This is a genomic window from Fibrobacter sp. UWB12 (genome assembly GCF_900142485.1).
Taxonomy (GTDB): domain Bacteria; phylum Fibrobacterota; class Fibrobacteria; order Fibrobacterales; family Fibrobacteraceae; genus Fibrobacter.
The window spans coordinates 234,210-257,221 of record NZ_FRAZ01000002.1 but is presented as its reverse complement, the minus strand read 5'-3'; the positions used below and the strand labels follow the sequence as shown (position 1 = coordinate 257,221).

At 48.1% G+C, this 23,012-nt stretch carries 19 protein-coding genes and 1 tRNA gene; 7 read left to right on the top strand and 13 right to left on the bottom strand.

Annotated features, from left to right (window positions below):
- Positions 1-127: 127 nt before the first annotated feature.
- On the top strand, positions 128-1,372 hold the full coding sequence (locus BUA34_RS03590; RefSeq protein WP_072827373.1) for a sialate O-acetylesterase: 1,245 nt from the start codon (positions 128-130) through the stop codon (positions 1,370-1,372).
- Between the two features lie 72 nt (positions 1,373-1,444).
- Here the strand turns inward: BUA34_RS03590 and tsaA are convergent, their stop codons facing one another.
- Both tsaA and BUA34_RS03580 read right to left on the bottom strand, forming a co-directional pair.
- Complete coding sequence (tsaA, locus tag BUA34_RS03585) at positions 1,445-2,122, bottom strand: tRNA (N6-threonylcarbamoyladenosine(37)-N6)-methyltransferase TrmO (RefSeq protein WP_072827372.1); 678 nt, start codon at positions 2,120-2,122, stop codon at positions 1,445-1,447.
- A 221-nt stretch (positions 2,123-2,343) separates the two neighbouring features.
- Positions 2,344-4,905, bottom strand: coding sequence for a VPS10 domain-containing protein (locus BUA34_RS03580; RefSeq protein WP_072827371.1), 2,562 nt, complete (start codon positions 4,903-4,905; stop codon positions 2,344-2,346).
- Between the two features lie 272 nt (positions 4,906-5,177).
- Between BUA34_RS03580 and BUA34_RS03575 the strand changes: the two genes are divergently transcribed.
- Positions 5,178-6,137, top strand: a complete 960-nt coding sequence (locus tag BUA34_RS03575) for an Rpn family recombination-promoting nuclease/putative transposase (protein ID WP_254794306.1) — start codon at positions 5,178-5,180, stop codon at positions 6,135-6,137.
- Between the two features lie 110 nt (positions 6,138-6,247).
- Here BUA34_RS03575 and BUA34_RS03570 read toward each other — a convergent pair whose 3' ends face one another.
- Together BUA34_RS03570 and BUA34_RS03565 are read right to left on the bottom strand one after the other, a co-directional pair.
- Positions 6,248-7,300, bottom strand: a complete 1,053-nt coding sequence (locus BUA34_RS03570) for a histidine phosphatase family protein (protein WP_072827369.1) — start codon at positions 7,298-7,300, stop codon at positions 6,248-6,250.
- 94 nt (positions 7,301-7,394) lie between these two features.
- Positions 7,395-8,183: a hypothetical protein gene (locus tag BUA34_RS03565; protein ID WP_072827368.1), complete on the bottom strand. Its 789-nt coding sequence runs from the start codon at positions 8,181-8,183 to the stop codon at positions 7,395-7,397.
- Between the two features lie 101 nt (positions 8,184-8,284).
- Here BUA34_RS03565 and BUA34_RS03560 point away from each other — a divergent pair, with 101 nt between their 5' ends.
- Together BUA34_RS03560 and rfbD are read left to right on the top strand one after the other, a co-directional pair.
- Positions 8,285-10,651: a sodium-translocating pyrophosphatase gene (locus tag BUA34_RS03560; RefSeq protein ID WP_072827367.1), complete on the top strand. Its 2,367-nt coding sequence runs from the start codon at positions 8,285-8,287 to the stop codon at positions 10,649-10,651.
- 48 nt (positions 10,652-10,699) lie between these two features.
- A complete protein-coding gene (gene rfbD / locus BUA34_RS03555) occupies positions 10,700-11,620 on the top strand; it encodes a dTDP-4-dehydrorhamnose reductase (RefSeq protein ID WP_072827366.1) in 921 nt (306 codons plus the stop codon).
- 3 nt (positions 11,621-11,623) lie between these two features.
- On the opposite strand, the gene mqnE is transcribed toward rfbD, so the two are convergent.
- The 7 genes from mqnE to BUA34_RS03520 form a co-directional block, all read right to left on the bottom strand.
- On the bottom strand, positions 11,624-12,664 hold the full coding sequence (gene mqnE / locus BUA34_RS03550; RefSeq protein WP_072827365.1) for an aminofutalosine synthase MqnE: 1,041 nt from the start codon (positions 12,662-12,664) through the stop codon (positions 11,624-11,626).
- A gap of 50 nt (positions 12,665-12,714) precedes the next feature.
- Positions 12,715-12,788: transfer RNA gene (locus BUA34_RS03545), tRNA-Met, on the bottom strand.
- Positions 12,789-12,903: 115 nt separating this feature from the next.
- Complete coding sequence (gene pgsA, locus BUA34_RS03540) at positions 12,904-14,064, bottom strand: CDP-diacylglycerol--glycerol-3-phosphate 3-phosphatidyltransferase (RefSeq protein ID WP_072827364.1); 1,161 nt, start codon at positions 14,062-14,064, stop codon at positions 12,904-12,906.
- Positions 14,061-15,710: a DNA repair protein RecN gene (recN, locus tag BUA34_RS03535; protein WP_072827363.1), complete on the bottom strand. Its 1,650-nt coding sequence runs from the start codon at positions 15,708-15,710 to the stop codon at positions 14,061-14,063. The genes pgsA and recN overlap by 4 nt, the downstream gene beginning before the upstream one ends.
- 95 nt (positions 15,711-15,805) lie before the next feature.
- Positions 15,806-16,561, bottom strand: a complete 756-nt coding sequence (locus BUA34_RS03530; protein WP_072827362.1) for a tRNA (guanine(46)-N(7))-methyltransferase TrmB — start codon at positions 16,559-16,561, stop codon at positions 15,806-15,808.
- 203 nt (positions 16,562-16,764) lie between these two features.
- Positions 16,765-17,652, bottom strand: a complete 888-nt coding sequence (locus BUA34_RS03525) for an MBL fold metallo-hydrolase (protein ID WP_072827640.1) — start codon at positions 17,650-17,652, stop codon at positions 16,765-16,767.
- 137 nt (positions 17,653-17,789) lie between these two features.
- Positions 17,790-18,371, bottom strand: coding sequence for a hypothetical protein (locus tag BUA34_RS03520; RefSeq protein ID WP_254794305.1), 582 nt, complete (start codon positions 18,369-18,371; stop codon positions 17,790-17,792).
- A 193-nt stretch (positions 18,372-18,564) separates the two neighbouring features.
- On the opposite strand from BUA34_RS03520, the gene BUA34_RS03515 reads away from it, so the two are divergent.
- From BUA34_RS03515 to BUA34_RS03505, 3 genes are all read left to right on the top strand, one after another.
- Positions 18,565-19,371: an exodeoxyribonuclease III gene (locus BUA34_RS03515; protein ID WP_072827361.1), complete on the top strand. Its 807-nt coding sequence runs from the start codon at positions 18,565-18,567 to the stop codon at positions 19,369-19,371.
- A 180-nt stretch (positions 19,372-19,551) separates the two neighbouring features.
- Positions 19,552-20,151, top strand: a complete 600-nt coding sequence (locus BUA34_RS03510) for a porin family protein (protein ID WP_072827360.1) — start codon at positions 19,552-19,554, stop codon at positions 20,149-20,151.
- Positions 20,152-20,237: 86 nt separating this feature from the next.
- Positions 20,238-20,960: a porin family protein gene (locus tag BUA34_RS03505; protein WP_072827359.1), complete on the top strand. Its 723-nt coding sequence runs from the start codon at positions 20,238-20,240 to the stop codon at positions 20,958-20,960.
- 69 nt (positions 20,961-21,029) lie between these two features.
- Here the strand turns inward: BUA34_RS03505 and BUA34_RS03500 are convergent, their stop codons facing one another.
- Both BUA34_RS03500 and BUA34_RS03495 read right to left on the bottom strand, forming a co-directional pair.
- Positions 21,030-22,091 carry a polyamine ABC transporter substrate-binding protein gene (locus BUA34_RS03500; protein ID WP_072827358.1) on the bottom strand — a complete coding sequence of 354 codons (1,062 nt, stop codon included), beginning with the start codon at positions 22,089-22,091 and terminating at the stop codon, positions 21,030-21,032.
- A gap of 130 nt (positions 22,092-22,221) precedes the next feature.
- On the bottom strand, positions 22,222-22,965 hold the full coding sequence (locus tag BUA34_RS03495) for a hypothetical protein (protein ID WP_072827357.1): 744 nt from the start codon (positions 22,963-22,965) through the stop codon (positions 22,222-22,224).
- Positions 22,966-23,012: the final 47 nt, after the last annotated feature.

Here is a 23,012-nt window from a genome sequence, read left to right as displayed (position 1 = left end):
AAATAAAAAAATTGATGTTGCAGAACACTACAACGCGATTTTCCAAAGATTTAACATAAGCTATTTGATTGGAAATATATTAAGGATAGTTGTTGGGGGGCATTTTCCATGCCCCAAGGAGTGTTAGATGAAAGTCTCGCGTTTCGTGGGCTTGTTTTTCGGTTTGGGGCTTGCCGTGTCGGTTCATGCTGCTCCAGATTCAAATTTCCACATTTATCTCGCTTTTGGCCAATCCAATATGGAAGGCCAGGGGGACGTCGGTAGTCAGGATAAGACCGTTGACGAACGTTTCCAGGTGCTCTGGGCGGCAAATAATGGTTCTTGTTCAGGGAAAACCAAGGGAAAATGGGCTACGGCAGTGCCTCCGTTGGCGCATTGTCAGGGCGCAAAACTTGGGCCTACAGACTATTTTGGCCGCACAATGGTCGAAAAGACGGATTCTAAAATTAAGGTGGGTGTTATCGTCGTGGCTGTTGCCGGGTGCAGCATCCAGCTGTTCGACAAGGATGGCTATGCCAATTATGCTAGGTCCCAGCAGAGCTGGATGACGCAGCGCATTAATGAATATGGTGGAAATCCTTACGGTCGCTTGATTGAAATGGCTAAGAAGGCTCAAGAAGATGGTGTCATCAAGGGGATCATCTTCCACCAGGGTGAAACGGATGCTGGTGACGGTCAATGGCCCTCCAGGGTCAAAAAGGTTTACGATAACATTATTAAGGATTTGGGTCTTGGCAATGATGTGCCGTTCCTTGCGGGCGAAGTGTTGCGTTCTGGCTCGAGCAAGGGCGCGAATAACAACATTGCAAAGCTTCCTCAGCAGTCCAAAAACTTTTATGTCGTCTCGTCCGAAGGTTTTAATCAGGCTCTTGGCGATGGACAGAACGTCCACTTTACATCGCAAGAGTATCGTGATTTTGGCAAGCGCTATGCCGAAAAGATGATTGAAGTGCTTGGCGACAAGATTAAACCTGTTGCCGCCGAGGAATCCAGTAGCAGTGCTGCTCCGGAAAGTTCATCAGAGGCAGCGTCCAGTTCTTCAGCGGCTTCGAGTTCTTCGAGAAAAGTGAAATCCTCGAGTTCTACGACGGGTGTTATCATTATCGGAAATGCCACACCGTCATTGAGTGTGGGCAAGGTCTCATTCGATAATGGAAGCATCATGGTGCCGGTGACGCTGGCTCGCAATGGCAATGTGAAAGTTAGGCTTTATTCTGTGCTTGGAAGCGAGGTTGCGAGTGTTAGCGAGTTGATGAAACCGGGTACGAATAGCGTGCATTTTGCAAGGAAAAATGTTCCGCCGGGCGTTTACATGTTGAGTGTTCAGACAGCTTCTTCTTGCGTTACAAAGCGATTAGATTTGTCTAAATAAAAGTTCTCCTCACTGCTAAGGGCTCCGTGTTTTTACGCGGGGCTCTTTTTGTATGCGTGAACCCGCCATCTATTATGCAATGCTCACGATTTCCAGCTCGTCGCCAACAACTTTAAACTTGACTTCAAATTCGGCGAAGTTGAATCCGTAAATGCGCTCGGGATCGTTTTGATAGGCGGGGCGCGGATCCTGTTCCAAGACTTCTATAAGTGCGCCGCGTTTTTCTGGCGGCAGTTTGTTGAGAATGCTGGTGGGCTTTACATGCACTTTGATTTGGCGGACGGCTTCGGCGAAGCCACCTGTCGCTTCGGGGTGGGCGTCCGTGTAGGGGAGGTACGGCTTGATGTCGACGATGGGCGTTCCGTCCATCAAATCGGCGCCGGAGACGACGATTTCGGGCCCTTCCGGACCGTCGAGATTAATTTGCTCGATTTTTACGCAAGAAAGCGCGACCGGGTTCGGGCGGAAGCTCGAACGCGTGGCGAAAACGCCCAAGCGCTTGTTGCCGCCCAGTCTCGGCGGGCGCACGGTCGGGCTCCAGGTGCTACGGATGTTTTCCGAAAAAATCCACATAATCCACAAGTGGCTAAAGCCTTCAAGGCCGCGGAGCGCATCGGCATTGCGGAACTCCGGCTCAAATCGAATTGTGGAACGCAAATTCTGCACAATGCCACTCTGACGCGGAATCCCGAACTTTTCCGGAAAGTCGCTCTTGATACGCGCGATAATTTTAAACGTCAGTTCTTGCATCGGAAATTGCCAAGCATTAAATTCTTTGTCATGCCCGCTGGAGCCTGTGCTGAGCGCAGTCGAAGTAAGCGGGCATCTCCTTTATAACATAGCAAAAAAGAAAGGCTAGAGTTTGCAAGCATTCGCTTTGGACTCTAGCCTTTTGAAGTATGGGATTGATGATTATTGAAACTTTTGTTGTTATCATGCCCGCCTTGAGCGGGCATCTCCTTTAATGCGTTTTATTTAATCGCAATCGCTTTTTTCAAGAGCAACTTGCCGTTAGCACCGGTGACCTTTGCGATGTACTTTCCGGTTGGAATCTTCTTGAGGCTAATGCTCTTGTTGCCGTTCACGTCGGTGGAAAGGAGCGTTTTGCCGTTCAACGCAATAACATCAAGCTTGCTGTCGCTCGGGACGTTCACTTGCAAAGTGCGGTTCTGCTGGACAAGCGTTGCCTTGCCAATGTTGAGTGCTACCTTGTTGAGGCCGGTGGGCGGAACTTCGACAAATTCAGTGCCTTCCGGTGCGCCCACGATGGTGCCACGGCCCACGGTGCTCATGTAAACAACGCCGAAGGTGTTCATGTCGCCCTGCACGAAGTTTCCGTTACCCGGACCGCCGAACTGGTGCAAGTCGTCGTTCACGCGTTCAAAGGTCTTGCATTTGTCTGTACTGCGGTAGATGCCGATTGGATCGCCGGACTTTGCCGCGCCCCAGATGAAGATGGTTTCGTAGTCGCTGCCTTCTTTGGCCTTGCCGATGCCCACGGCGATTGCGGTAGAAGCGCCTTCGCAACGGTTCCAGCTCTTGCCGCCGTCTTCAGTGTAGGCGAGGCCGTATTCCGTGAATCCCTTGGGCTGCCAAACTTGAGCTTGGTCCATGGGAACCCACAGATGTCCTTCTCTCTTGGGAACGGTGCGGATGAGGCCGCCACCGTTGTAGTATTCGCCAGCCTGTTCGTTCTGCAAACGGGCTTCAGCTTCTGCAAAAGTCTTGCCGCCGTCAGTAGATCTGTAAAGCGAGCCCATGCCGCCCATGACGTAGAACGTTTTGGGGTCCACCGGGTCAGCAACAATGCGGGAATAGTTTGTCTGCGTGCCCGTTTCAACAGCGGTCCAAGAGGCGCCATTGTCGTCGGATCGGTAAACGGTGGCGCCCTGGTCTGGACGGTGCAACATGATTTTGCCGTCCGCAGAAAGTACCACCAAGCCCTTCGGGCCCTTGAGTGTGGTCTTTACGCTGTCCCATGTCTTGCCCATGTCATCGCTGCGGTACATCACGTTGAAGTTCTGCGAATCGTACTTGCCGTAAACGGTAATCACGCCTGTGCGCACCAAGCTTCCGGTGAGTGGGGCGTAACCCATGCTTTCGGTGGTGCCGATGGTCGGCTTGTGGCGCTGGGCGCTCTGCTTGATGTCCGTATAGACTGCGCCGTCGTAGTCACCGATGGCGGTGACTAGCGGGCCTCCCGGAATGCTCACGATGTCAAGCGGCACTGTCTCTTCGATGCCTTTGGACATAAACTTCCAAAGGGGAACCTTTGCGGAGACGTCTTCGGTCATGAAAATGCCGTTACCGCTGGTGACCCAGGCCTGCTTGTTGTTGAACGGGTTAATTTCGAGGGAACCTGCCCAGTGGATGGCGTTGCCCGGAATCCAGTCGGTGCCGTTGGCGTCAATGTTCGGAATGTCGTTGTAATGCTGTCCGTGATTCCAGGTCTTGCCGCCGTCAGTGGTGGCGTAGATGCGGTCGCCGTAATTCTCTTTTTCGTCTTTGGTCACGTGGCGGCCGGTGTACTTGCCCAGCGTCGAAATCACAATGTGGTTCTTGTCCTTGGGGTCAATGGCGACGCCGCCGTAAGAGCTCTTGTCCTTTTCGTAGCTCTTGGTGGTGCTGCCTTCGTGTTCCACGGAATCGCTCGGGGTAAGGTCGGTCCACGTGCCTCCAGCGATATTGTACTTGTAAAAACCACCACTTGCGATGTTATACGGACCGGGGCCGTCAGCAAATGTCACGTACATGTCTCCGTCAACAATCTTTGCGCGGTGGGGCATGAGTCCAGTGGGAACGCCCTTGATGGCTTCCCAGGTAGCGCCGCCGTCGTGGCTTACTTGCAAATTATCCTTGGTTTCGGAAATGCCGATGTAGATGGTCTTGGTGGAACCGTCGGCGTTCTTGCCCTGCGATTCGTCGAACATCACAAAGCTGATGCCGTTCACGCCGTTCAGACTGGATTCTGTGGCGGTAGAAAGGGCGACCTTGTAGGCGCTTGTCCAGGTCTTGCCGTAGTCGGTACTCTTGTAAAGTCCCTTGGTGCGGCTACCGCAGAAAATGATGTTTCCCTTGTTGGGGTCCACGGCGAGCTTTTCGCCGGTCTGGCGGCCCATGCCGTTACCGTGGGCGAGCATTTCCACATAGCTAGTGTCCCAGGTGGCGCCGAAGTCTTCACTGCGGAGCACGGCCGTGCGGCCCTTGCTGAAATAGCCGGTACCTGCGAGCACGTAAATGCGCTTGGGATCGTTGGGGTCGAGAGCAAAGGCTTCGGTACCGTAAAGGCCCTTGTCGTTTTCCGAGATGAAGTCCATCAGCGGAATCCAAGTCTTATTTTGAAAATCGAAGCGATAGATACCGCCCACGTCAGTGCGGGCGTAAAGCAAATTCTCGGCCTTGGGGTGGAACATCACGGCAGAAACGAATCCGCCACCATCGAAGCGGACGTTGCCCCATTCGTACTTTTCGGCGCTTGCGCTTGTGGCGAGGGCGAGTGCGGCGATGCCGATCATTGAAATTTTACCAAACATATCGTCTCCGTTGAGAATTTTGAGAACAATTAAAACCCTTACAACTATAGTTAATATATATAAATATTTGAAAAAGAGGTTCTTACATAAACCTTAATTTGAGAAAAATTTTGAGAACATTTGGAGGAGATGGTTTTAAAAACATTTTGACCATTTTTGCCGTGTTTAAATCATTTTACGCGAATTTCAAGAAAAAAATAGTCCAAATACCTCTTAAGAGCGTGTTAATGTAATGGGTAGGGGATGTTCCTTACCGTTATAAGGACATGCTGATGGCAAATGAAAATAATACGACAAAACCGTATATTGTGAAAAATGCAGATGGCGTAGAATACTTGCTTCCGTATTATCCGGCGACGTTTCGAGCATTGCTGGATGACAAGGACACGATTCGTGACCTGCTGAACAGTATTCTTGAACTCGATACCGAACACGAAATAGTCGACCTCAGCTACGCATTTGAAAAATATATCGATGTGTTCATGCCGGGCGATGAGCCCATGCGGCTTGACGTGTGGGTGGCGACGCGTGACAACCGCTTCATGAATATTGAGTTGCAAAACCGCGAACATCCGTTCTTCTTGGACCGTATGCAGCTTTACAACGCTTATCTAACGATACGTGGCAAGCATGACTACAATCGTTCGGAACAGTTCCTTGCCATGTCCGAAAAGGAAAAGATGGCTCATTATTATGAGGTTCCTGAAACCGTTTCCATTTGGCTTTGTAGGTTCCCGATTTTGGAGCCGAGAGAAATCTATAAGGATACATGGACACTGTATAGCAAACACGATGTAAAGACGGGGGAGGCCTTGCCTCTGTTTCCGAAAAATAAATATATTATAGTCGATTTGGTTAAGTTCCTAAAGCTTCGCAAGGGCGTAAACTCCCGTGAAGATTTCTGGCTTAGGCTTATTTCTAGAGGTCCGCTTGAAGTCCCTGAATCGGAAGATCCACTTCTTAAGAATGCTTTGGCCCGCTTGCGAGTAAGCAATGCAGATCCTGAACTTTTGAAAAAAATGGAGCAATTCATGTTCGATGAAATGCATGCATACGATGCCGTTATAGCCGAGAATTTCCTCAAGGGTAAGACTGAAGGTGAAGCTAAGGGTAAAGCCGAAGGCAAAACTGAAGGCCATGCCGATGCGATAAGCGTTATGCAGGCTATGGGCTTACCTCCTGAGCAAATCGCCGAGGCGAAGGCTCGGCTTGATGCTTTGAAAACAAAGTAATAGCTTCTTTGTTTGATTACAAAAAAATCCCCGAAATCAGTCGATTTTCGGGGATTTTTTGCTAAAAACATTAAATGTGGCGCTTTTGTTGCAAAAAAGTCGAGCGTTTGTTATTCTGCGCCGATGCCAAGACCTCTGAACGGCACGTACCTGATCTGGTTCTTGTCGTCAATAATCACGGCAACGCCGGTGAGGAAGTATGGCCAATGTCTGGAGGCTGGGTCGTGGAATCTGTAATTGACCTTTCCGTTTGAGGCAAAAACGGAGAGCGGGAGAATAAAGTCATCGTGGGAGCAAATGACGCGGAACTTGTTCATGGAAGCGTAGTCCGGTGCAATGTGCGTCTTGACTATTTCTTCGGATTTTTCCTTGAGGTCGTAGAAGGCGTCGGCATAAAGGTTGTCGTAGGCCCAACCCGCAATAACGAGACGGACGTTTGTGGTGGAGTCTTCGTAGAAACTGTAACGTTCCTTGTCTTTCTTGTACCAACTGATGGAATAAATTTCAGAGGAATCGTGCGGGAAGGTTGTTTGACCGCGACCCACGGCGATGTTCAGGCATGTCTGTTCTGTACGGACATACTTGGTGTGCGTGAACACGAATTCATCGGCGCTGATGAGCTTTTTGCCGACGGCTCTTGCCTGACGAACACCGTCTGCGGGTTCTCCGTTAACCGTGTCCGGTTCGTTTTCCCAGTAGGTGAGCGGGGTTTCTTTACCGGTTTGGGCGTCATCGCGTTCGCCGTGGCGGATCACAAAGACTGCTTTTTCGTTGCAGCGCACGCTCTTGAACACGTCGGCGATGTCTGCAAGGCCGATGGAATCGAGCGCAATGGTGGCGACTGGCGTTTCAACGCAGGTCGGGTCGGTCGATGCGACCGAAGAACTGGATGCTGTCGGCAGTAAAGTTTCGGAGGAACTGCTGGATTCACCGATTTGTGCAATTTCGGAACTGGAACTTGCGATATCGGAAGAACTTGCCGGAAGCTGTTCCGTGGAGGAACTTGAAAGTTGTCCTTGCTGTTGTGCCTGGTCGCTGGAACTTTGTGTTGCCGGACCGTAATTGCTGAAAGTAGGCGAAACGTCATCGCCGCAGGCTGCCAAAAGGGCTGCCGACAGGAGTGCGCCGCTAAAAGCTAGAGAAATACGTGAAATTTTGTGCATTTCGAAAAATTTCCTTGTTTTATCTCTCTAAATCTATTTATGTTGAGGGATTTCTTCAAGTAAATTTTTCCAAAACCCGTGAATTATACGTTTTTTAGGCTTTTGCTTCGGCGGGCATGTCGGAATTGTAGTTGATTTCGTTACGGCGTTTGAGTTCTTTGTTCAGTGGCCAATAAATGAGGGCAAAAACGATGTACCCGATGAACAGCACAATCCAGTGGTTGAGTCCGAAACCGATTTCTACGTAGCGCATCGTTGCGAACATGAACGGCCCTGCAATAAGGAATAACGGAAGCTGCCTGCACTGGTCTCCAAGCGAAAAACGGCTCTCGTAGCTCACGATGGAATTCATCATCGGGAAACTGGTGCAAAAACCGCCCATCAGGCGCTTGATAAGCATAAGTCCCGAAACAACACCTGCAATGGCGGGGGCCTTGATGTAAATCGGGAGAGGAGTCTTGTAACGCACACCGGACTTGTACTTTTGCTTTTGGAAAAAGATGACTCCAATAACAAAGTCAAAAACGCAGGCTCCGATAAAGTAAGCTTCGCCTTGGGGGATACGTGAGTGCAGGAATGTTCCGAGCGCCACAAAAAAGGCAAGCCCTGCAATGATGGATGGAACGATAGGAACTTTGACTTTATAGTGTAAAATGCGTACGATATGTACATATAACATGCACATAAATCCGGAAACGGCGTTCTCTGTACCCATCGGGAGTCCAACGGCGATGTAGGCAAAACCGCAGGGAATGGGGATGGTGGCGGTAACGGCCTTGAGTTGCGGGTCCTTGAGGTAGGCGCTTAACGTCCCGAGGGCGGTCACCATAATGACTAAGAGCCAGTCGTAGAGCGAAAAATGAAAATTTAACGATTCTAACATCGGGCAAAAAAATAGAAAAGTAAGACCCTTTTCGAAATTTCCATTATAGATTTATTTTTGATACTACCCATGCCGATAGATATCTGAAAAGCGAGGTCCTTATGCTTTCGATTCCGTCTTATTGGTATTTTATCCCGGTTGCAGCCCTTGTTGCTCTGGGAATGGCCCTGTTCTTCTATCGCTTTATGAAGCGCGCCCCTGAGGGCAATGAGAAGATGAAGGAAATCGCCCATTATGTGCGAGTGGGGGCTTACGCTTACCTCAAAAAGCAATACCGGACGATATCGGTGGTGTTTATTGTTCTTTTCGTTATTTTTGTCGTTTTGGCGATTCTTAGAATCCAGAACCCATTTGTGCCCATTGCGTTTTTGACCGGCGGCTTTTTCAGTGGACTTTGCGGCTTCTTGGGCATGAAGACTGCAACGTATGCCAGTTCACGAACGGCAAATGGAGCTATTTCGAGTTTGAATCGCGGGTTGGTCATCGCTTTTAGAAGTGGTGCTGTGATGGGGCTTGTCGTGGTGGGCTTTGGTCTTTTGGACATCTCGGCTTGGTTCTTCTTGCTCAATTACATTTACGATAACAATGTTTGGGGATTTGGTGCCGATATTGCGTCTAAACTATCGCTTGGCGCTTGGAATGTGAATTTGGTCGGTAACGCCGAATGGGCTCATGCAAAAATGGTCGAAATTACGACGACCATGCTTACTTTTGGCATGGGTGCTTCGTTACAGGCGCTGTTTGCACGCGTGGGTGGCGGTATCTATACAAAGGCGGCTGATGTCGGTGCAGACCTTGTGGGTAAAGTCGAGGCGGGGATTCCCGAAGACGATCCGCGTAATCCGGCGACAATTGCAGATAATGTTGGCGACAACGTAGGCGATGTGGCTGGCATGGGTGCAGACCTTTATGAATCCTATTGCGGTTCCATTCTTTCGACCGCGGCACTCGGGGCTGCCCTCCCGATGGGCGGACTGAAACTAGTGATTGCGCCGATGGTGGTTGCTGCAATTGGGATTGTTCTTTCTATCGTGGGTATCTTTGCTGTGCGTACGCGCGAAGACGCTTCGACAAAGTCGTTGTTGCGTTCACTCTTGACGGGAACGCTGGGCTCGTCGGTGCTTATTCTTATGGCGCTTCTTGTGCTTGTCAAAATGGATTTTATTTCGATGGGAATATTTGGATCCGTGCTCTCGGGTCTTGCGGCGGGGATTCTCATTGGGCAGTTTACCGAGTATTTTACATCTGATGCTTATGCGCCTACGCGCGGAATTGCAAACCAGGCGAGGCTTGGTGCTGCGACAACGATTATCGATGGCATTTCGGTAGGCATGTTCTCGACGGGCCTTCCGGTGGTGACTATTGTGGTGGGTATTGTCTGCGCGTTTGGTTGTGCGGGCGGTTTTGGCGATATGGCTATGGGGCTTTATGGTGTTGGCTTTGCTGCAGTGGGTATGCTAAGTACACTTGGTATAACGCTTGCGACAGACGCTTTTGGACCGATTGCCGATAATGCGGGTGGAAACGCAGAGATGGCGGGGCTTGCTCCCGAAGTGCGCGAACGCACCGATGAACTGGATATGCTCGGAAATACGACCGCTGCGACAGGCAAGGGCTTTGCCATTGGTTCTGCGGCTCTTACGGCAATGGCGCTTTTGGCATCGTATGTCGAAGAAGTAAAGTTCTGGCTTGGGCATTTGGCTTCTTCTGCGGAAGGAATTTGGAAGGTGGGAACGGTTGTTTTTGCGAATAGTGTAAATGATCTTGCGAATGCTGTTTCAGGAGTGGCTGGTGTAAGGTTCCTTGATGGGGGTACTCGAGCCATTGCAGAAAATGGTGACCTTATCGGTATGGTTGCAAGTAAAGTAAACTATGCGGACTTTATGCACATTTATAATCTCAATTTGATGAACCCCATGCTTTTGGGTGGGCTGTTTATCGGTGCAATGATGACGTTTGTGTTCTGTGCTTTGACTATCAAGGCTGTGGGACGTGCCGCAAGTGCTATGGTCGAAGAAGTGCGCCGCCAGTTCCGCGAAATTCCTGGAATCATGTTTGGAACGGGGAAACCGGATTATGCCCGTTGTGTTGAAATCTCGACGATGGGGGCACAACATGAGATGGTGCTTCCGTCGATTCTAGCTGTTGTCGTGCCTGTGATTGTTGGGCTTACGATGGGTGTTGCAGGTGTGTTTGGACTTTTGGCCGGTGGTCTTGCATGTGGCTTTGCGCTTGCGACAATGCTCAATAATGCTGGTGGCGCCTGGGATAATGCTAAAAAGTTTGTCGAAAAAGGCAATTATGGTGGTAAGGGGTCTGATACGCACAAGTCTGCCGTTGTGGGCGATACCGTAGGCGATCCGTTCAAGGATACTGCTGGTCCCTCGCTTAACATTCTCATTAAACTCATGACCATGGTGAGCGTCGTATTTGCTGGCGTTATCGTTGGATTTGGAAATATGTTTTAGCTTGGAATAACGAGCTAATTACTATATTCTCTCGCAAGAGGTATTATCATGAAAGTTTTAGTGACGGGTGTTGGTGGCCAGTTAGGTCACGATGTAATGAATGAACTTGCAAAGCGTGGTTATGAAGGTGTCGGTAGTGATATTGCTCCTGCTTATTCTGGAGTTGCCGATGGAAGTGCTGTTACGACTATGCCGTATGTGTCGATGGATATTACGAATGCTGCCGCCGTTGCTGAAACCATCAAGAGCGTGAATCCGGATGTGATTGTTCACTGTGCCGCTTGGACTGCAGTGGACTTGGCTGAAGATGAAGACAAAAAGGCGAAGGTCTTTGCGATTAACGCCGAAGGTACCGAAAATATTGCTCTTGTCGCTAAAGAAATTGATGCGAAGATGGTCTACATCAGCACGGACTATGTGTTTAACGGTCGTGGCACTTCTCCGTGGAAACCGGATTGTAAGGATTACGAACCGCTCAACGTCTATGGTGAATCCAAGCTCAAGGGTGAACTTGCTGTAAGTGGAACTCTCGAAAAGTATTTCATTGTGCGTATCGCTTGGGTGTTCGGTCTCAATGGCAAGAACTTCATCAAGACTATGCTTAAGGTGGGTGAATCTCACGATACGGTCCGCGTCGTTTACGATCAGATTGGTACGCCGACTTACACGCTCGATTTGAGCCGCCTCCTCGTCGATATGGTCGAAACGGACAAGTACGGTTACTATCACGCTACGAATGAAGGCGGGTTCATCAGCTGGTACGAATTCACCAAGGAAATCTACAAGCAGGCTGGGCTCCCGACAAAGGTGTTGCCGGTAACGACTGCGGAATACGGACTTTCAAAAGCCGCACGTCCGTTCAATAGCCGTTTGGATAAGAGCAAACTTGTGGAAGCTGGCTTTAAGCCGCTCCCCACATGGCAGGATGCCCTTGGCCGTTACCTCAAGGAAATCGGCGTGATCGCTTAAGACTTAAGAAAATCTTTCGTACAAGGCGTCTCGTTCCACCGGAACGAGGCCTTCTTTTTTGATGAGGCCTTGCATGCGTTCCGGGCTCATGCCCACGGGGACTGTGGCGCCTGCAGCATGCGTAATCTTCTCTTCGATAATTGTGCCGTCCAAATCCGATGCACCGGCGTGTAGCGCCTTCATGGCGGTCTCGATTCCCATTTGAATCCAGTAAGCCTTGATGTGCGGGAAATTGTCTAAGAACAAACGAGAAACGGCGACTGTGCGCAAGATGTCTTCTTCACTTGTGATGTTTGGGACAATCTGGTGAAGCGCGTTGTGTTCCGGATGGTACACGAGCGGAATGAACGCAAAGAATCCCGGCGCCTCGTCTTGCAAGTCGCGGAGCATCTTCATGTGTGCGATGCGGTCTTCAATTTTTTCGATGTGCCCGAAAAGCATTGTCGCATTCGTCGGAATGCCGAGCTTGTGTGCCGCGCGATGAACGTCGAGCCATTCTTCGCCAGTCTCTTTGCCCGGACAAATCTTGTCGCGTACACTTTGTACTAAAATTTCGGCGCCGCCACCCGGGAGCGCGTCGAGGCCTGCATCCTTGAGCGTTGCCATAATCTGCTCGGGCGTTTGGCCAGAAATCTTTGCAAAGTGGCAAATTTCAACGGCGGTAAAAGCCTTCAGATTTGCAGACGGAAATTCCTTGCGGAGCTTGCGCAACATTTCGATGTAGTAATCGAATGGATGGTCGGGATGGAGTCCGCCAACAATGTGCAATTCACGGGCGCCTTTACTAATCGCTTCGGCGGCCTTGTCGCGGATGGTTTCGTAATTCCAGTCGTAAGCGGTCGGGCTATCTTTTTTGATGCGGCTAAAAGCGCAGAATTTGCAGTGTAGCACGCACACGTTCGTGTAGTTGATTTGGCGGTTGTTCACCCAGTAAACGGACTTGCCGTGGCGCGCTTCCTTTTCGGCATTGGCGCGTGCGCAAAGTTCATCGAGCGGTGCGTTCAAAAATAAATCGAGAGCTTCTTGTTCTGAAATGCGAGACATGTTGCAAATATAAAAAAGAAAAGACCTAGAGTGAATCTAGGTCTTTTTAGTAGCGGGGGCAGGACTTGAACGCTGCGACCTTCGGGTTATGAGCCCGACGAGCTACCAACTGCTCCACCCCGCGTCGAGGTTGTCCCATATATAGAAAATATTAATGAATTTGGCAAGAGTAAAGAGCGATGCAAAAGGCAGAATAAGTTTTTTTTATGCTTTTTCCGCCATTTTTGCTCGATTTCTTGCTATACGAATTTTTTCAAAATGTGCTTGCTGGCGTAGAAATAATCAATTCCGCTGATGAGTGTAATGGCCGTTATGATACCCATCACAATAATGGGGAACTGATGCCAAATGCTTTCAAATCCAGGAATCAAAGCACGTACAGGTTCGATTGCTCCAAGGAGAATTGCGACAATGCCAATACCTTGCAATGCTGTTTTCCATTTGCCACTGCGGCGTGCCGGCATAATGAGACCTTCACTTGCGGCGAGTGTTCGGAGTGTTTCCACGCTCGATTCACGGAAGTAAATCAAGGCAACCATCCAAACAGAAGCGTAACCCGTTGCGATAAAGCACATGAAAATTGTCATGTTCGAAATCTTGTCGCTGAATGGATCGAGGTACTTGCCGAGCGTGCTCACTTCACCCATCGAGCGGGCGAGCTTGCCATCCAAAAAGTCCGTGAGCATAAATCCAAGCACCATCACAAGCGCAAGAACTTTAAAGACGATGTTGTTGTTACTGTAATCCAAATCGTTATCGTAGAAGAACACCCAAAGGAAAAATGGCGTGAGCACAATGCGGCTCATGGTGAGCTGGCTTGCAATTGAAAGTGGCTTCCTGTGTGCTGGGTCGCGGTAATACCAATAGGCGTAAGCAGCGGTGGAGGCTGCGATGAGCAATATGGAAACGACCATCATAATTTGTTGGAAATTTTCCAAGTTCAACAAATACACGCCCATCGTAATTGTGACAGAGAGATTTGCGAGCTTGCTCCAACGTCGTTTGCGGGGGAGTTGCTTACCCTCGCGTAACACACCAAGCGAGAACAGCGTGTGCGCTATAAGTCGAGCGAGCAAAACAGCGCAACCAACGCCCAAGATTTTTTCGGCACTTTCGTTTTGAATCAAGTCGCGAACAAAAATGCTAGTCATCACGATAAACTGTAAAAAACCGTCAATCGTGTTAAGCCAAAGTCTGTAATAGGGTTTTTCGATTTCTTGGCTCTTGAGCTGGAATAGGTTCACCCATCCCATGATTAGTGCTATACCTACGAAAGAACATGCCATCGTAGTCCAGCCTTCCCAAATGAAGATTATGACGCAGACAAACACGAGTGCGCGCAAGACACTCCATACGCGCGTGCGTAAACGAACATCAGACGTATTTTCTTGTTCTGTCATAGGTTATTCTCCAACAACTGCTTGGCGTGGGTACGGACTGTTTCCGACGAACCACCTAACATTCTAGCAATTTCTTCAATGCGACCGTTCTTGTCAAGATCAATAATGGACGTAAAAGTCCTTCCGTCAATCTCTTTCTTGCTCACGGCGAGCTGATTTTGAGCTCGACTAGCCACCTGGTGCAGGTGGGTAATGGTAAGCACCTGGTGGTGCTTGCCCAAGTTCCGCAAGGCTTCTCCAATGCTGTTGCCCGTTTCTCCCGAGATTCCGGAGTCCACTTCGTCGAATATCAATAGCGGAACTTTGTCGAGCTCGGCCATGACACTCTTGATGGCGAGCAGCACTCGGCTAAGTTCACCGCCAGAGACTGCTTTCTGCAAAGATTTTTCGCCTTCGCCCGGGTTCGGGGCGAGCAAAAATTCAATGCGGTCTGCACCGTTTGCGGTGGGAGCCTGTTCAGTAATGCTCGTAAAGAATTTTGCCTTGGGCATGCCGAGGCTGTGCAAAATTTCTTGCACGGCCGAGTCAAAGCGCTGGGCCGCTTCGCGGCGTTTTTCGGTGAGAATGCCAGCGAGGCGGCAAGTTTCTGCTTTGTGCGCATCGGCCTTACGTTTGAGTTCTTCAAGGTCAGCGTCAAGATTTTCGAGGCTGTCGAGTTCTTGCTTGCGCTGTTCCGTAAGCGCGATAAGCCCGGCAACATCGGTGCGATACTTGCGCTTGAGTTTTTGAATCGTTGCAATTCGAGAATTGGCCCGGTCGATTTCGACGGGGCTCATGGACTTTGCCGGGCGGAGTCTCTGCAAGTCCTTGCAAATTCCCTCGAACGGGTCTGCCACTTCGACGAGTGCATTCAAATCTTCTTCGTAATGCGGAATCTTTTGTGCGAGGGAACGCAACTTGTACTGAAGGTTCTGGACCTGTTCGAGAATGCCGTTATCGCAACCAATGAGCGCTTGGATTTCGTTCAACAGATTGTGTTCTGCTTCACTCTTGCTTGCAACGTTGACCTTTTCTTCAAGTTCTTCTTCTTCGCCATCGCGAAGCGCTGCCTTTGAAAGCTCATCGTACTGGAACTTCAAAAAGTCTTTTTGCTGGGCGAGATCTTTGGCTCGATTTTCTGTTTGCTGAATTTCGGCAAGGACGTTGTTCCAAGCGTTGTAACTCTTGGTATAGTTTATTAGTAATTCGCTGTTGCCCGCATATTCGTCGAGCATCTTGGCGTGCGTGCGGATGTCGCGCAATAAAAGTTGTTCGCTTTGCCCATGCATCTGGATGAGCGATTCACCGAGTTCCTGCAAGTCCGAGAGGCTTACAACGGAACCGTTCACGCGGGCACGTCCTTTCCCGTTTTCTAGAATTTCACGGCGGATAATGAGCTCATCATCGTCATCGAGTTCGAGCTTTGCTAGAATTTGTTTGACTTCGGGTTCGTTCTTGATGTCGAACGTTCCTTCGACAACAGCTTTTTCTTCGCCCGTGCGCACCATGGATGCTTGCGATTTGTCTCCGCAGACCATGCGGAGTGCTTTCATAAGGACGGACTTGCCTGCACCAGTTTCACCGGTAATAGCAGTAAATCCCTCGTGGAAAGGGACTTCTGCCTCCGCTATCAATGTGAAACCATTAATTGTCAGTTGCTTTAACATGATTATTTCTGGTTATTAGTCATTAGTTATTAGTTGTTAGTTGCTAGTTGCTAGTTGCTGCTATTGACTACTGACTAATGACCATTGACTAATTCCTATTTTTCAAACTCTATAATACTTCTGTAAATCGGGCGGCCTTCTTTGCGGTACTTGCGTTCGAATCCTGTCGTGATTCCTTCGGTGGGTTCTGCCGTATTGCGGACAAGCACCTTGCAAGTCGGGTAGGCATCGAATGTTTCAAGAGCGATTTCGTTGTATTCCTTGTGGTCGGTGCCCCAGTAGAAAATGCGTTTGCCCGGCTTAAGGCAACGGGCGACTTCATCGAGAAAGTCGGGGCGCAACAAACGGTTCTTGTGGTGGCGTTCCTTTGGCCACGGATCCGGGAAATACATGTGGAATGCATCGACTGTGTTGTCCTTCACGGCGTCACGCAAGAAGTAGAACACGTCACCGCGCAACATGGCAGCATTGCCTTGAGCAACGATACCGCGCTTTTCCATACGTTCGTGAGCGAAGGCAGCCCAAGTGTAATCCCATTCACTACCCATGATAAAGTAGTCCGGATGTCTCTCGGCATAGTCCGTCATGAAGTTACCCTTGCCACTTCCAATTTCAACTTCGATATGACCGTTTTCGTTCGGGAACATATCTTTCCAGTTGAAGTCGAGCTTGTGCGGTAATCCGTCCGGCGTCTTGATCGGCTTGCGGTCGCCATTCGTGCGGAATATGTAATGCCACAGCGCCTTCATTTGCGGATCTTGGTTCAAGTCACGATAAAACTCCGGAATTACAACTTCCTTAGGAGCCTTTTCTTCTTCGTTCAGTACTTCGTTGTTGTTTTCGTCTGCCATGATTCTTTCCTATAAAACTTTACTGGATCCTTCGTCCCTGCGGTCCTCAGGATGACGCTGTCCGCGCATTTCGCTCACTCTCGTCTTTGAACATTCGCTTCGCTTATGTCCCAAATGCTAGGCTCGGTCATATCCATGCAAGCATGTCTGCGACTCTCGCTTTATGCATTTGTCGTCTGTAGGCGCTTGCGCCGTTCTCTCGTCTAAATAAACGCTACAATTCTCTCCTTGAATTTTTCCGGGATGCTCTTGTCAAGCATTTCGCGAATATGCCTTTCGGAATACTTCATCGAAAAGTGGCTCAAGATTATTTTTTCACACTTGATTTCATCGTCGAGTTCGTTGAGTGCGTTGACGATATCTTTCAGGTGGCTATGCCCTTTTTTCTTGCTCATCGCTTCTTCGCCATCGTCGAGAAAGGTGCATTCCGTAATCAGCACCTTCGACTGGAAAACGCGACTGTTGTCGAGCAAACTTTCGCCAAGGCAATCGCCCATAAAGCTCACGAGCGGTTCGTAAACTTCGCGCGTGATTTCGACTCCGTTCTTGCGGAGCTCGATGATTTCTGTAGCGCTTTTCCCGAGGTATTCTTCCTTGAGCTTTTTCTTGTAGAAATACAGCGTAGCACCCATGGTCGGGATAGAATGTTTGACTTCGAATGCTTCGATTGCGAGGTCCTTGCGGTAGCGCAAAAATTGCAATTCGCCTGCGGTGACAGGTTCAATTTCCGGATAGCGGAATTTTGTTTCTCCGACACCTTCGAACAAAGCTTCGGCCTTGATCCATGATTTTGCGTTTTCGCTGATAAAATCCGGCATGTAATAAACGCTGTCGCGTTCGACTCCCATCATTTTTCGCAGGCTGTGGTGACGCATCAAGCAACGGGCGTGGTCGCCATGAGCGTGCGTCAGGAATACGTGGTCGAGGGGAATCGCCGAAAGCGGACATTCGCCCATGTCGATGCAAAAATCCAGTTCAGGAATTTGAATATATGTAGCCAGTCCGGAAATTGAGAATCCGGATATGGGCGAGCAGGGCGTATCGACGTGGATTTGCCTTAGAGCGTTGTGTATGTACTTATTTTCGTTCACTTTTTTACCGCCCGATAATTTAGCAAAAAAGCAAATCAAAAAATTGACACTTTTCTGTCATGCCCGTCGCGGAACGGACATCTCCCTCTCGAAAAAAAGCAGCTCGGTGAGAGCTGCTCTTTGAATAATAAAGTTTGTTACTTACCCGAAGTGATTCTGTCGAATTCGGTGCAGGACATGGTTTCGATGTTCACACCCATTGCCCTGCTGCGGGTCCTGTCGTTACCCTTTCTTTCGGGGATACGGAAACAGAAGTCATACTTGTGGCCTTTTTCGGTCGGAATGCCCATCTTGAAAATGCGGAGGCGTTCGGAACCGGGCTTTGTAATTTCGTGGTAGTCGTAAGTGTTCTTGACGCGTTCGAGGCGCTTTTCCTGGCTAAATTCAAGCTCGCTTGTGATTGGACCTTCGAGATTAATCGGGAGCGAGTTCTGGAAGCGGAGCTCGAGCTTTCCGTTAGTCTTCACGATAGAAGTTTCGGAAGGCTTAATCAGGTAGCGCTGTTGAGGAATGTTCTTATAAGCAATATTGTGTCTGCTTGCCGTGCGCACTCCGCAAACCTCGCGCATGTCAGGGTTTGCGACAAAGTCGATATCGCGACAGATTGGTGGAAGGTCGGTAGGAATTTCGAGGTCTTCACCTTTTTGGGAAGATCCTCCACAGCCGGCCAGGAGTGAAATCGCAAGGATGCAAGATGACAACAAATATTTTTTATTCATGTCATCAAATATAAGATTATTATACATCAATGAGAATTTTTTTTTGAAAATCGATAAAAAAGGTGATTTTTTCTGCGCAAACATAAAGTTTTGTAAAGAAATGTTAACTTTTGAATGCGGTAGAAGGCTTTTACCCTTTGGAGTTTGAAAAAATATTCTATCTTTGGCGTGGAAAAAATGAGATTGGTGTAAAATGAAAATCTACAGCTGGAATGTCAACGGTATTCGTTCCGTCCTGAAAAAAGGCTTTGAAGATTGGTTCACTGCGACCGATCCCGATGTACTTTGTCTTCAGGAAGTCCGGGCCGAAAAAAGCCAGGTTTCCGAAATTGTAAACCGCGAAGGCTATTATACTTACTGGAATGCTTGCAAACGCAAGAAGGGGTATAGTGGTGTAGCTGTTTATTCCAAGATTGAACCCGATGCCGTCAATTATGGCTTTGACATCGAAGAATTTGATGAAGAAGGCCGCGTGCTCCAGCTGGTGTTCCCGGACTGGGTTCTCAATAGTATTTACTTCCCGAATGGCGGACAGGGTGATGACCGCCTGGACTATAAGCTCCGTTTTTACGATGCCTTCCTTGAAAACAGCAAGCAATGGTTGCGCGATGGCAAGCATGTGGTGACTGTGGGTGACTACAACACTTGCCACAAGGAAATCGATATCGCTCGTCCCAAAGAAAACGAGAACGTGAGTGGATTCTTGCCGATTGAACGTGCTTGGATGGACAAGTATGTGGAAGATGGCTTTGTCGACACGTTCCGCAAATTGCACCCTGATACTCGTGATGCCTATTCTTGGTGGTCGAACCGCTTTGGCGCTCGTGAACGCAATGTGGGGTGGCGTTTGGACTATGGCTTTGTTGATGCAGCCTTGATGCCGAACGTGGTCAGTGCTGAAATCCATAACACTGTAATGGGTTCGGACCATTGCCCGATTTCTTTGGAACTGGAACCGCCGTTTGCTCCGCTCCCGATAAAGAAATCTGAAGAAATTTAAAATAAAAATACGATTTTCTGTTATTTTTATGCCGAAGTCCTGCGTGTCAGGACTTTTTTGTTGTTTGTGAAATTTAAAACATATTAAACTAACAAAAAGTTGAAAATTGTATGTAAAAAACTTGTTTTTAAAAATAATTTATGCTATATTGCCCTTAAATTCTAATAAGGAGATGATAATATGTTCAAAAAAATTATTCTTGCTGCAGCCCTCGTTGTGAGTGCAGCTTTCGCTCAATCCCCGGTCAATATTGGTGGTCGCGCCGCTGTTGATATGGGCACCATGTGGGGTGATAAGAACGATGCTGAATGGGGTGTAGGCTTTAATGCTGGCATCAATGCAAAAATCGGCATTAATGAAATGTTGGCTTTTGTTCCGGGTTTGGAAATTGATCTTCGCAGAATTACGGGTGAACAGACTGGTTACGATGGCTATCGTTCTGTAACGGTTGATGAAACTCTTACCATGTGGTATTTGGACATCCCGATGGTGCTTCGTATCAATGCTAATCCGCAGTTCTTTATTGACGCCGGTCTCTATTTGGGCTTCAACCTGAGCGCTGAAGCAAAGTTGGAAGCCGCAGGCGAATCTGTGACTCAGGATATCGGCGAAACGATGGAAACGCTTGACATCGGTCTTATCGCAGGCGTTGGCTACAATGTTATGCCGAATCTCGATTTGAACTTCCGCCTTGCTCTTGGCCTTACTGAAATGGGCAAGAATGGCAAGGGCAGCAAGAATATGCGCTTGCAGCTCGGTGCAACCTACTGGTTCATGTAATCTTTAGATTCTTGAAAAAAGCTCACGCTGAAAAGTGTGAGCTTTTTTTATAAGAACTCAATATATTTATAAAAAAGGAGATGAATATGTTCAAGAAAATTATTCTTGCAGCTCTTGTTGTAACGAGTGCTGTGTTTGCACAATCAAAGTCCCCCATCGATGTAAAGGTTGGCGCCCGTGCCGCATTTAACTATGGTACCGCTTGGGGTGAAAATTCTGATACGTTTGGCTTGGAATGGGGCCCCGGTTTTACTGGAGGTGTCGATGCCAAGTTTGCAGTTTCTCCGAATCTTTCTATCGTTGCGGGCTTGGAATTTGATTATCGCATGCTGGATTGGAATTTTGGAAAACTTGCTTCTGCTTATGAAAATGAATTGTCTAGTTCTGGTATGAGTTCATCGCAACGTGAACTTATTTCAGAAGTAAAATTCTCGTTTGGTATGGGTTATTTAAATATTCCTGTTTTGGCTCGCTATAATCCAGTACCCCAGTTCTTTATTGATGCTGGTGCCTATGTTGGATTTAACGTAAGTTCTTCTATAGAAGTTTCTTATAAAGGTCTGAGCAGGTCTATGGATACTCCCAAACAAATGCAAGAAGATATTGATTATGGTATCGTCGCCGGACTTGGTTATTCTATAATGCCTAAATTCGATGTGTTTTTCCGTTATACAATGGGCTTTGCCAAAATGGTTGATGTTACCAAAATTGCATCTTTGAGTGGCGAAGACGTTGATTATAGCGATGCTCCGAATGTTGGCTGCAAGAACATGCGTTTCCAGATTGGCGCTACGCTCTGGTTCAACTAAAACAAGTTTGAATGTATAAATAAACCCACACTTGATTGAGTGTGGGCTTTTTTTTTGTATGTAATTTTTTTATTGGTTCTTCACGATCATCCAGGCTTCGTCATAAAGCTTTTCGGATTCGCCCAAATCGGTGAGAAATACCATGCGGTTGATTTCTTGCTTGTTGGGGTTGATTACTCGATTGTTCTTGAATTTTTCGTCGATGATTTCGAGGCTTGCCTTGTTGGGGGTTGCAAAGTTCATCGATGTTGCAAGTTCTGCACCGATTTTTGCATCCAAGATGTAGTTCATGAAGGCATAGGCACCTTCGACATTCGAAGCTTTTGAACTTAATAGCATGGCGTCGACCCACATGAAAGAACCTTCTTTGGGAATCACGAATTGTAGCGTGGAATCTTCGTTGATTGCCGTTTGTGCTTCGCCGTTAAAGACGATTGCGGCTCCGTTTATGCGTGAAAGAACTTTGTCGGTTCCTTCGACGGAGTTTTCGAAGCCGGCAAAGTGGTTGTCTTTCTTGGCCTGTATGATGTATTCTACGGCTTTGTTGATTTCGGATTGCTTCGTGGTGTTTGCGTTGTTGCCTGTGGCGAGGAGTGCCATACTGAGCATGGAACGGCTTTCGTCGAGCAGGCTAAAACTGCCTTTGGAAATTTGTTCGTTAAAGAGCATGGAATAGCTTACGCTATCCGGGTGGACTTTCTCACCGCGAAAGAGAATGCCTGTGGTTCCCCAAAGGTAGGGGAGGCTATAGGAATTTGTGGGGTCGTAGCTTTGACTTTGAAATTGCGGATCGACGTTTATGCGATTAGGAATTTTATCAGTGTCCAGTTTCGCGACAAGTTTTAGTTGGATCATCTGCTGGATGACAACGTCCGATGCAATGATGACGTCGTATTTGCCGGAGTCCGCGGTAATGAGCTTTGCAAGCATTTCTTCCTGGGCTTCGTAGAGCTCCAGTTTCACTTTATAACCTGTCTTTTTCTTGAAATCATCTAGCAATTCTGGAGTGATGTATTCGCTATAAAGCATCACGGTAATCGTCTTGGATGCTGCGTAATCCCCCTGCTTTTGTAAGCAGGCTGTTACCGCAAAAGCTGCGAAAATTGCAAGAACTAGAACAACCCTTTTCAATTTTTATCCCTTAACCCTGGAAAATTCCATATATAAAACATAAATAATATTCTTTGTATTGTTCGGAAATTTTTTTTCGGATATAAAAAAGAACCCGACATTCTTGTCGGGTTCATGCGTAAAATACTTGCTAGAAGTTGTAGAAGAGTGCTGCGCTAAGTCCGTACGGTTCGCCAAGGTCGTTCTTTGTGAATCGACTGCCTGAGCCAAGTTCGGCGCTGATATCCAAGGTCAGTTCGTCAGTCAAGTCAATCTTGAATCCAAGAGCAAAAATAAAACCGTTATCGCCGCCTACATCGCTACATTGATAACCGGAGCAGCCGCTGGAGTTTTCTTCACCGATGTATATGCGGAGTTCGCTATAAATGATAAAATGGTTCAGCAATATTTGAAGTTCGGTACCGAAGAAAATATATTGATTTGTCCATGGATCACCCAGCATGTAGCCGATGTATTTGGCCCATGTGACGTGTGTGAAAAGGTTAGAATGTTGCAAACCAAAATCGACTGCAAAATTGTCGTCCCCTAAATCGCTACTTGCAGGCAAAAAACCGTCGATGAAGGCGCTGAAGCCTTTTGAAATTTGGAAACGTACCCCGAGTTGAGAGTTCATAAGGCCGCTTTCATCGAGATCGCCTTCTTTTGTTTCTAAGGTGTAAAATCCGAAAGGCACGATGGCAGAAAGTTCAAGCCAGCTAAGTACGGAATAACGAACTCCTGCGGCGATTTGTACGCCTGACAATGGATCTTGTGATGTATAGCCCAATTTACCTGCGACCTGGCCAGAACCTTCTTTGAGTATTGGTACGTTATCCCAGGCTGCAAAAGACATTGTTGCAAATAATGCAAAGCAAGTAATGAGTTTTTTGAACATGTCGTCCTTCTTTTATTGGTTCAAACTAAAATATACAAAATAAAAGA

Excerpts from the sequence above, each read along its gene's own strand:
- recN (WP_072827363.1), bottom strand. The coding sequence starts at position 15,710 with ATGTTAAAGCAACTGACAATTAATGGTTTCACATTGATAGCGGAGGCA.
- BUA34_RS03520 (WP_254794305.1), bottom strand. The coding sequence starts at position 18,371 with ATGAATAAAAAATATTTGTTGTCATCTTGCATCCTTGCGATTTCACTC.
- tsaA (WP_072827372.1), bottom strand. The coding sequence starts at position 2,122 with ATGCAAGAACTGACGTTTAAAATTATCGCGCGTATCAAGAGCGACTTT.
- rfbD (WP_072827366.1), top strand. The coding sequence starts at position 10,700 with ATGAAAGTTTTAGTGACGGGTGTTGGTGGCCAGTTAGGTCACGATGTA.
- pgsA (WP_072827364.1), bottom strand. The coding sequence starts at position 14,064 with ATGACAGAACAAGAAAATACGTCTGATGTTCGTTTACGCACGCGCGTA.
- BUA34_RS03560 (WP_072827367.1), top strand. The coding sequence starts at position 8,285 with ATGCTTTCGATTCCGTCTTATTGGTATTTTATCCCGGTTGCAGCCCTT.
- BUA34_RS03510 (WP_072827360.1), top strand. The coding sequence starts at position 19,552 with ATGTTCAAAAAAATTATTCTTGCTGCAGCCCTCGTTGTGAGTGCAGCT.
- BUA34_RS03570 (WP_072827369.1), bottom strand. The coding sequence starts at position 7,300 with ATGCACAAAATTTCACGTATTTCTCTAGCTTTTAGCGGCGCACTCCTG.
- mqnE (WP_072827365.1), bottom strand. The coding sequence starts at position 12,664 with ATGTCTCGCATTTCAGAACAAGAAGCTCTCGATTTATTTTTGAACGCA.
- BUA34_RS03565 (WP_072827368.1), bottom strand. The coding sequence starts at position 8,183 with ATGTTAGAATCGTTAAATTTTCATTTTTCGCTCTACGACTGGCTCTTA.
- BUA34_RS03580 (WP_072827371.1), bottom strand. The coding sequence starts at position 4,905 with ATGTTTGGTAAAATTTCAATGATCGGCATCGCCGCACTCGCCCTCGCC.
- BUA34_RS03590 (WP_072827373.1), top strand. The coding sequence starts at position 128 with ATGAAAGTCTCGCGTTTCGTGGGCTTGTTTTTCGGTTTGGGGCTTGCC.
- BUA34_RS03575 (WP_254794306.1), top strand. The coding sequence starts at position 5,178 with ATGGCAAATGAAAATAATACGACAAAACCGTATATTGTGAAAAATGCA.
- BUA34_RS03505 (WP_072827359.1), top strand. The coding sequence starts at position 20,238 with ATGTTCAAGAAAATTATTCTTGCAGCTCTTGTTGTAACGAGTGCTGTG.
- BUA34_RS03530 (WP_072827362.1), bottom strand. The coding sequence starts at position 16,561 with ATGGCAGACGAAAACAACAACGAAGTACTGAACGAAGAAGAAAAGGCT.
- BUA34_RS03495 (WP_072827357.1), bottom strand. The coding sequence starts at position 22,965 with ATGTTCAAAAAACTCATTACTTGCTTTGCATTATTTGCAACAATGTCT.
- BUA34_RS03515 (WP_072827361.1), top strand. The coding sequence starts at position 18,565 with ATGAAAATCTACAGCTGGAATGTCAACGGTATTCGTTCCGTCCTGAAA.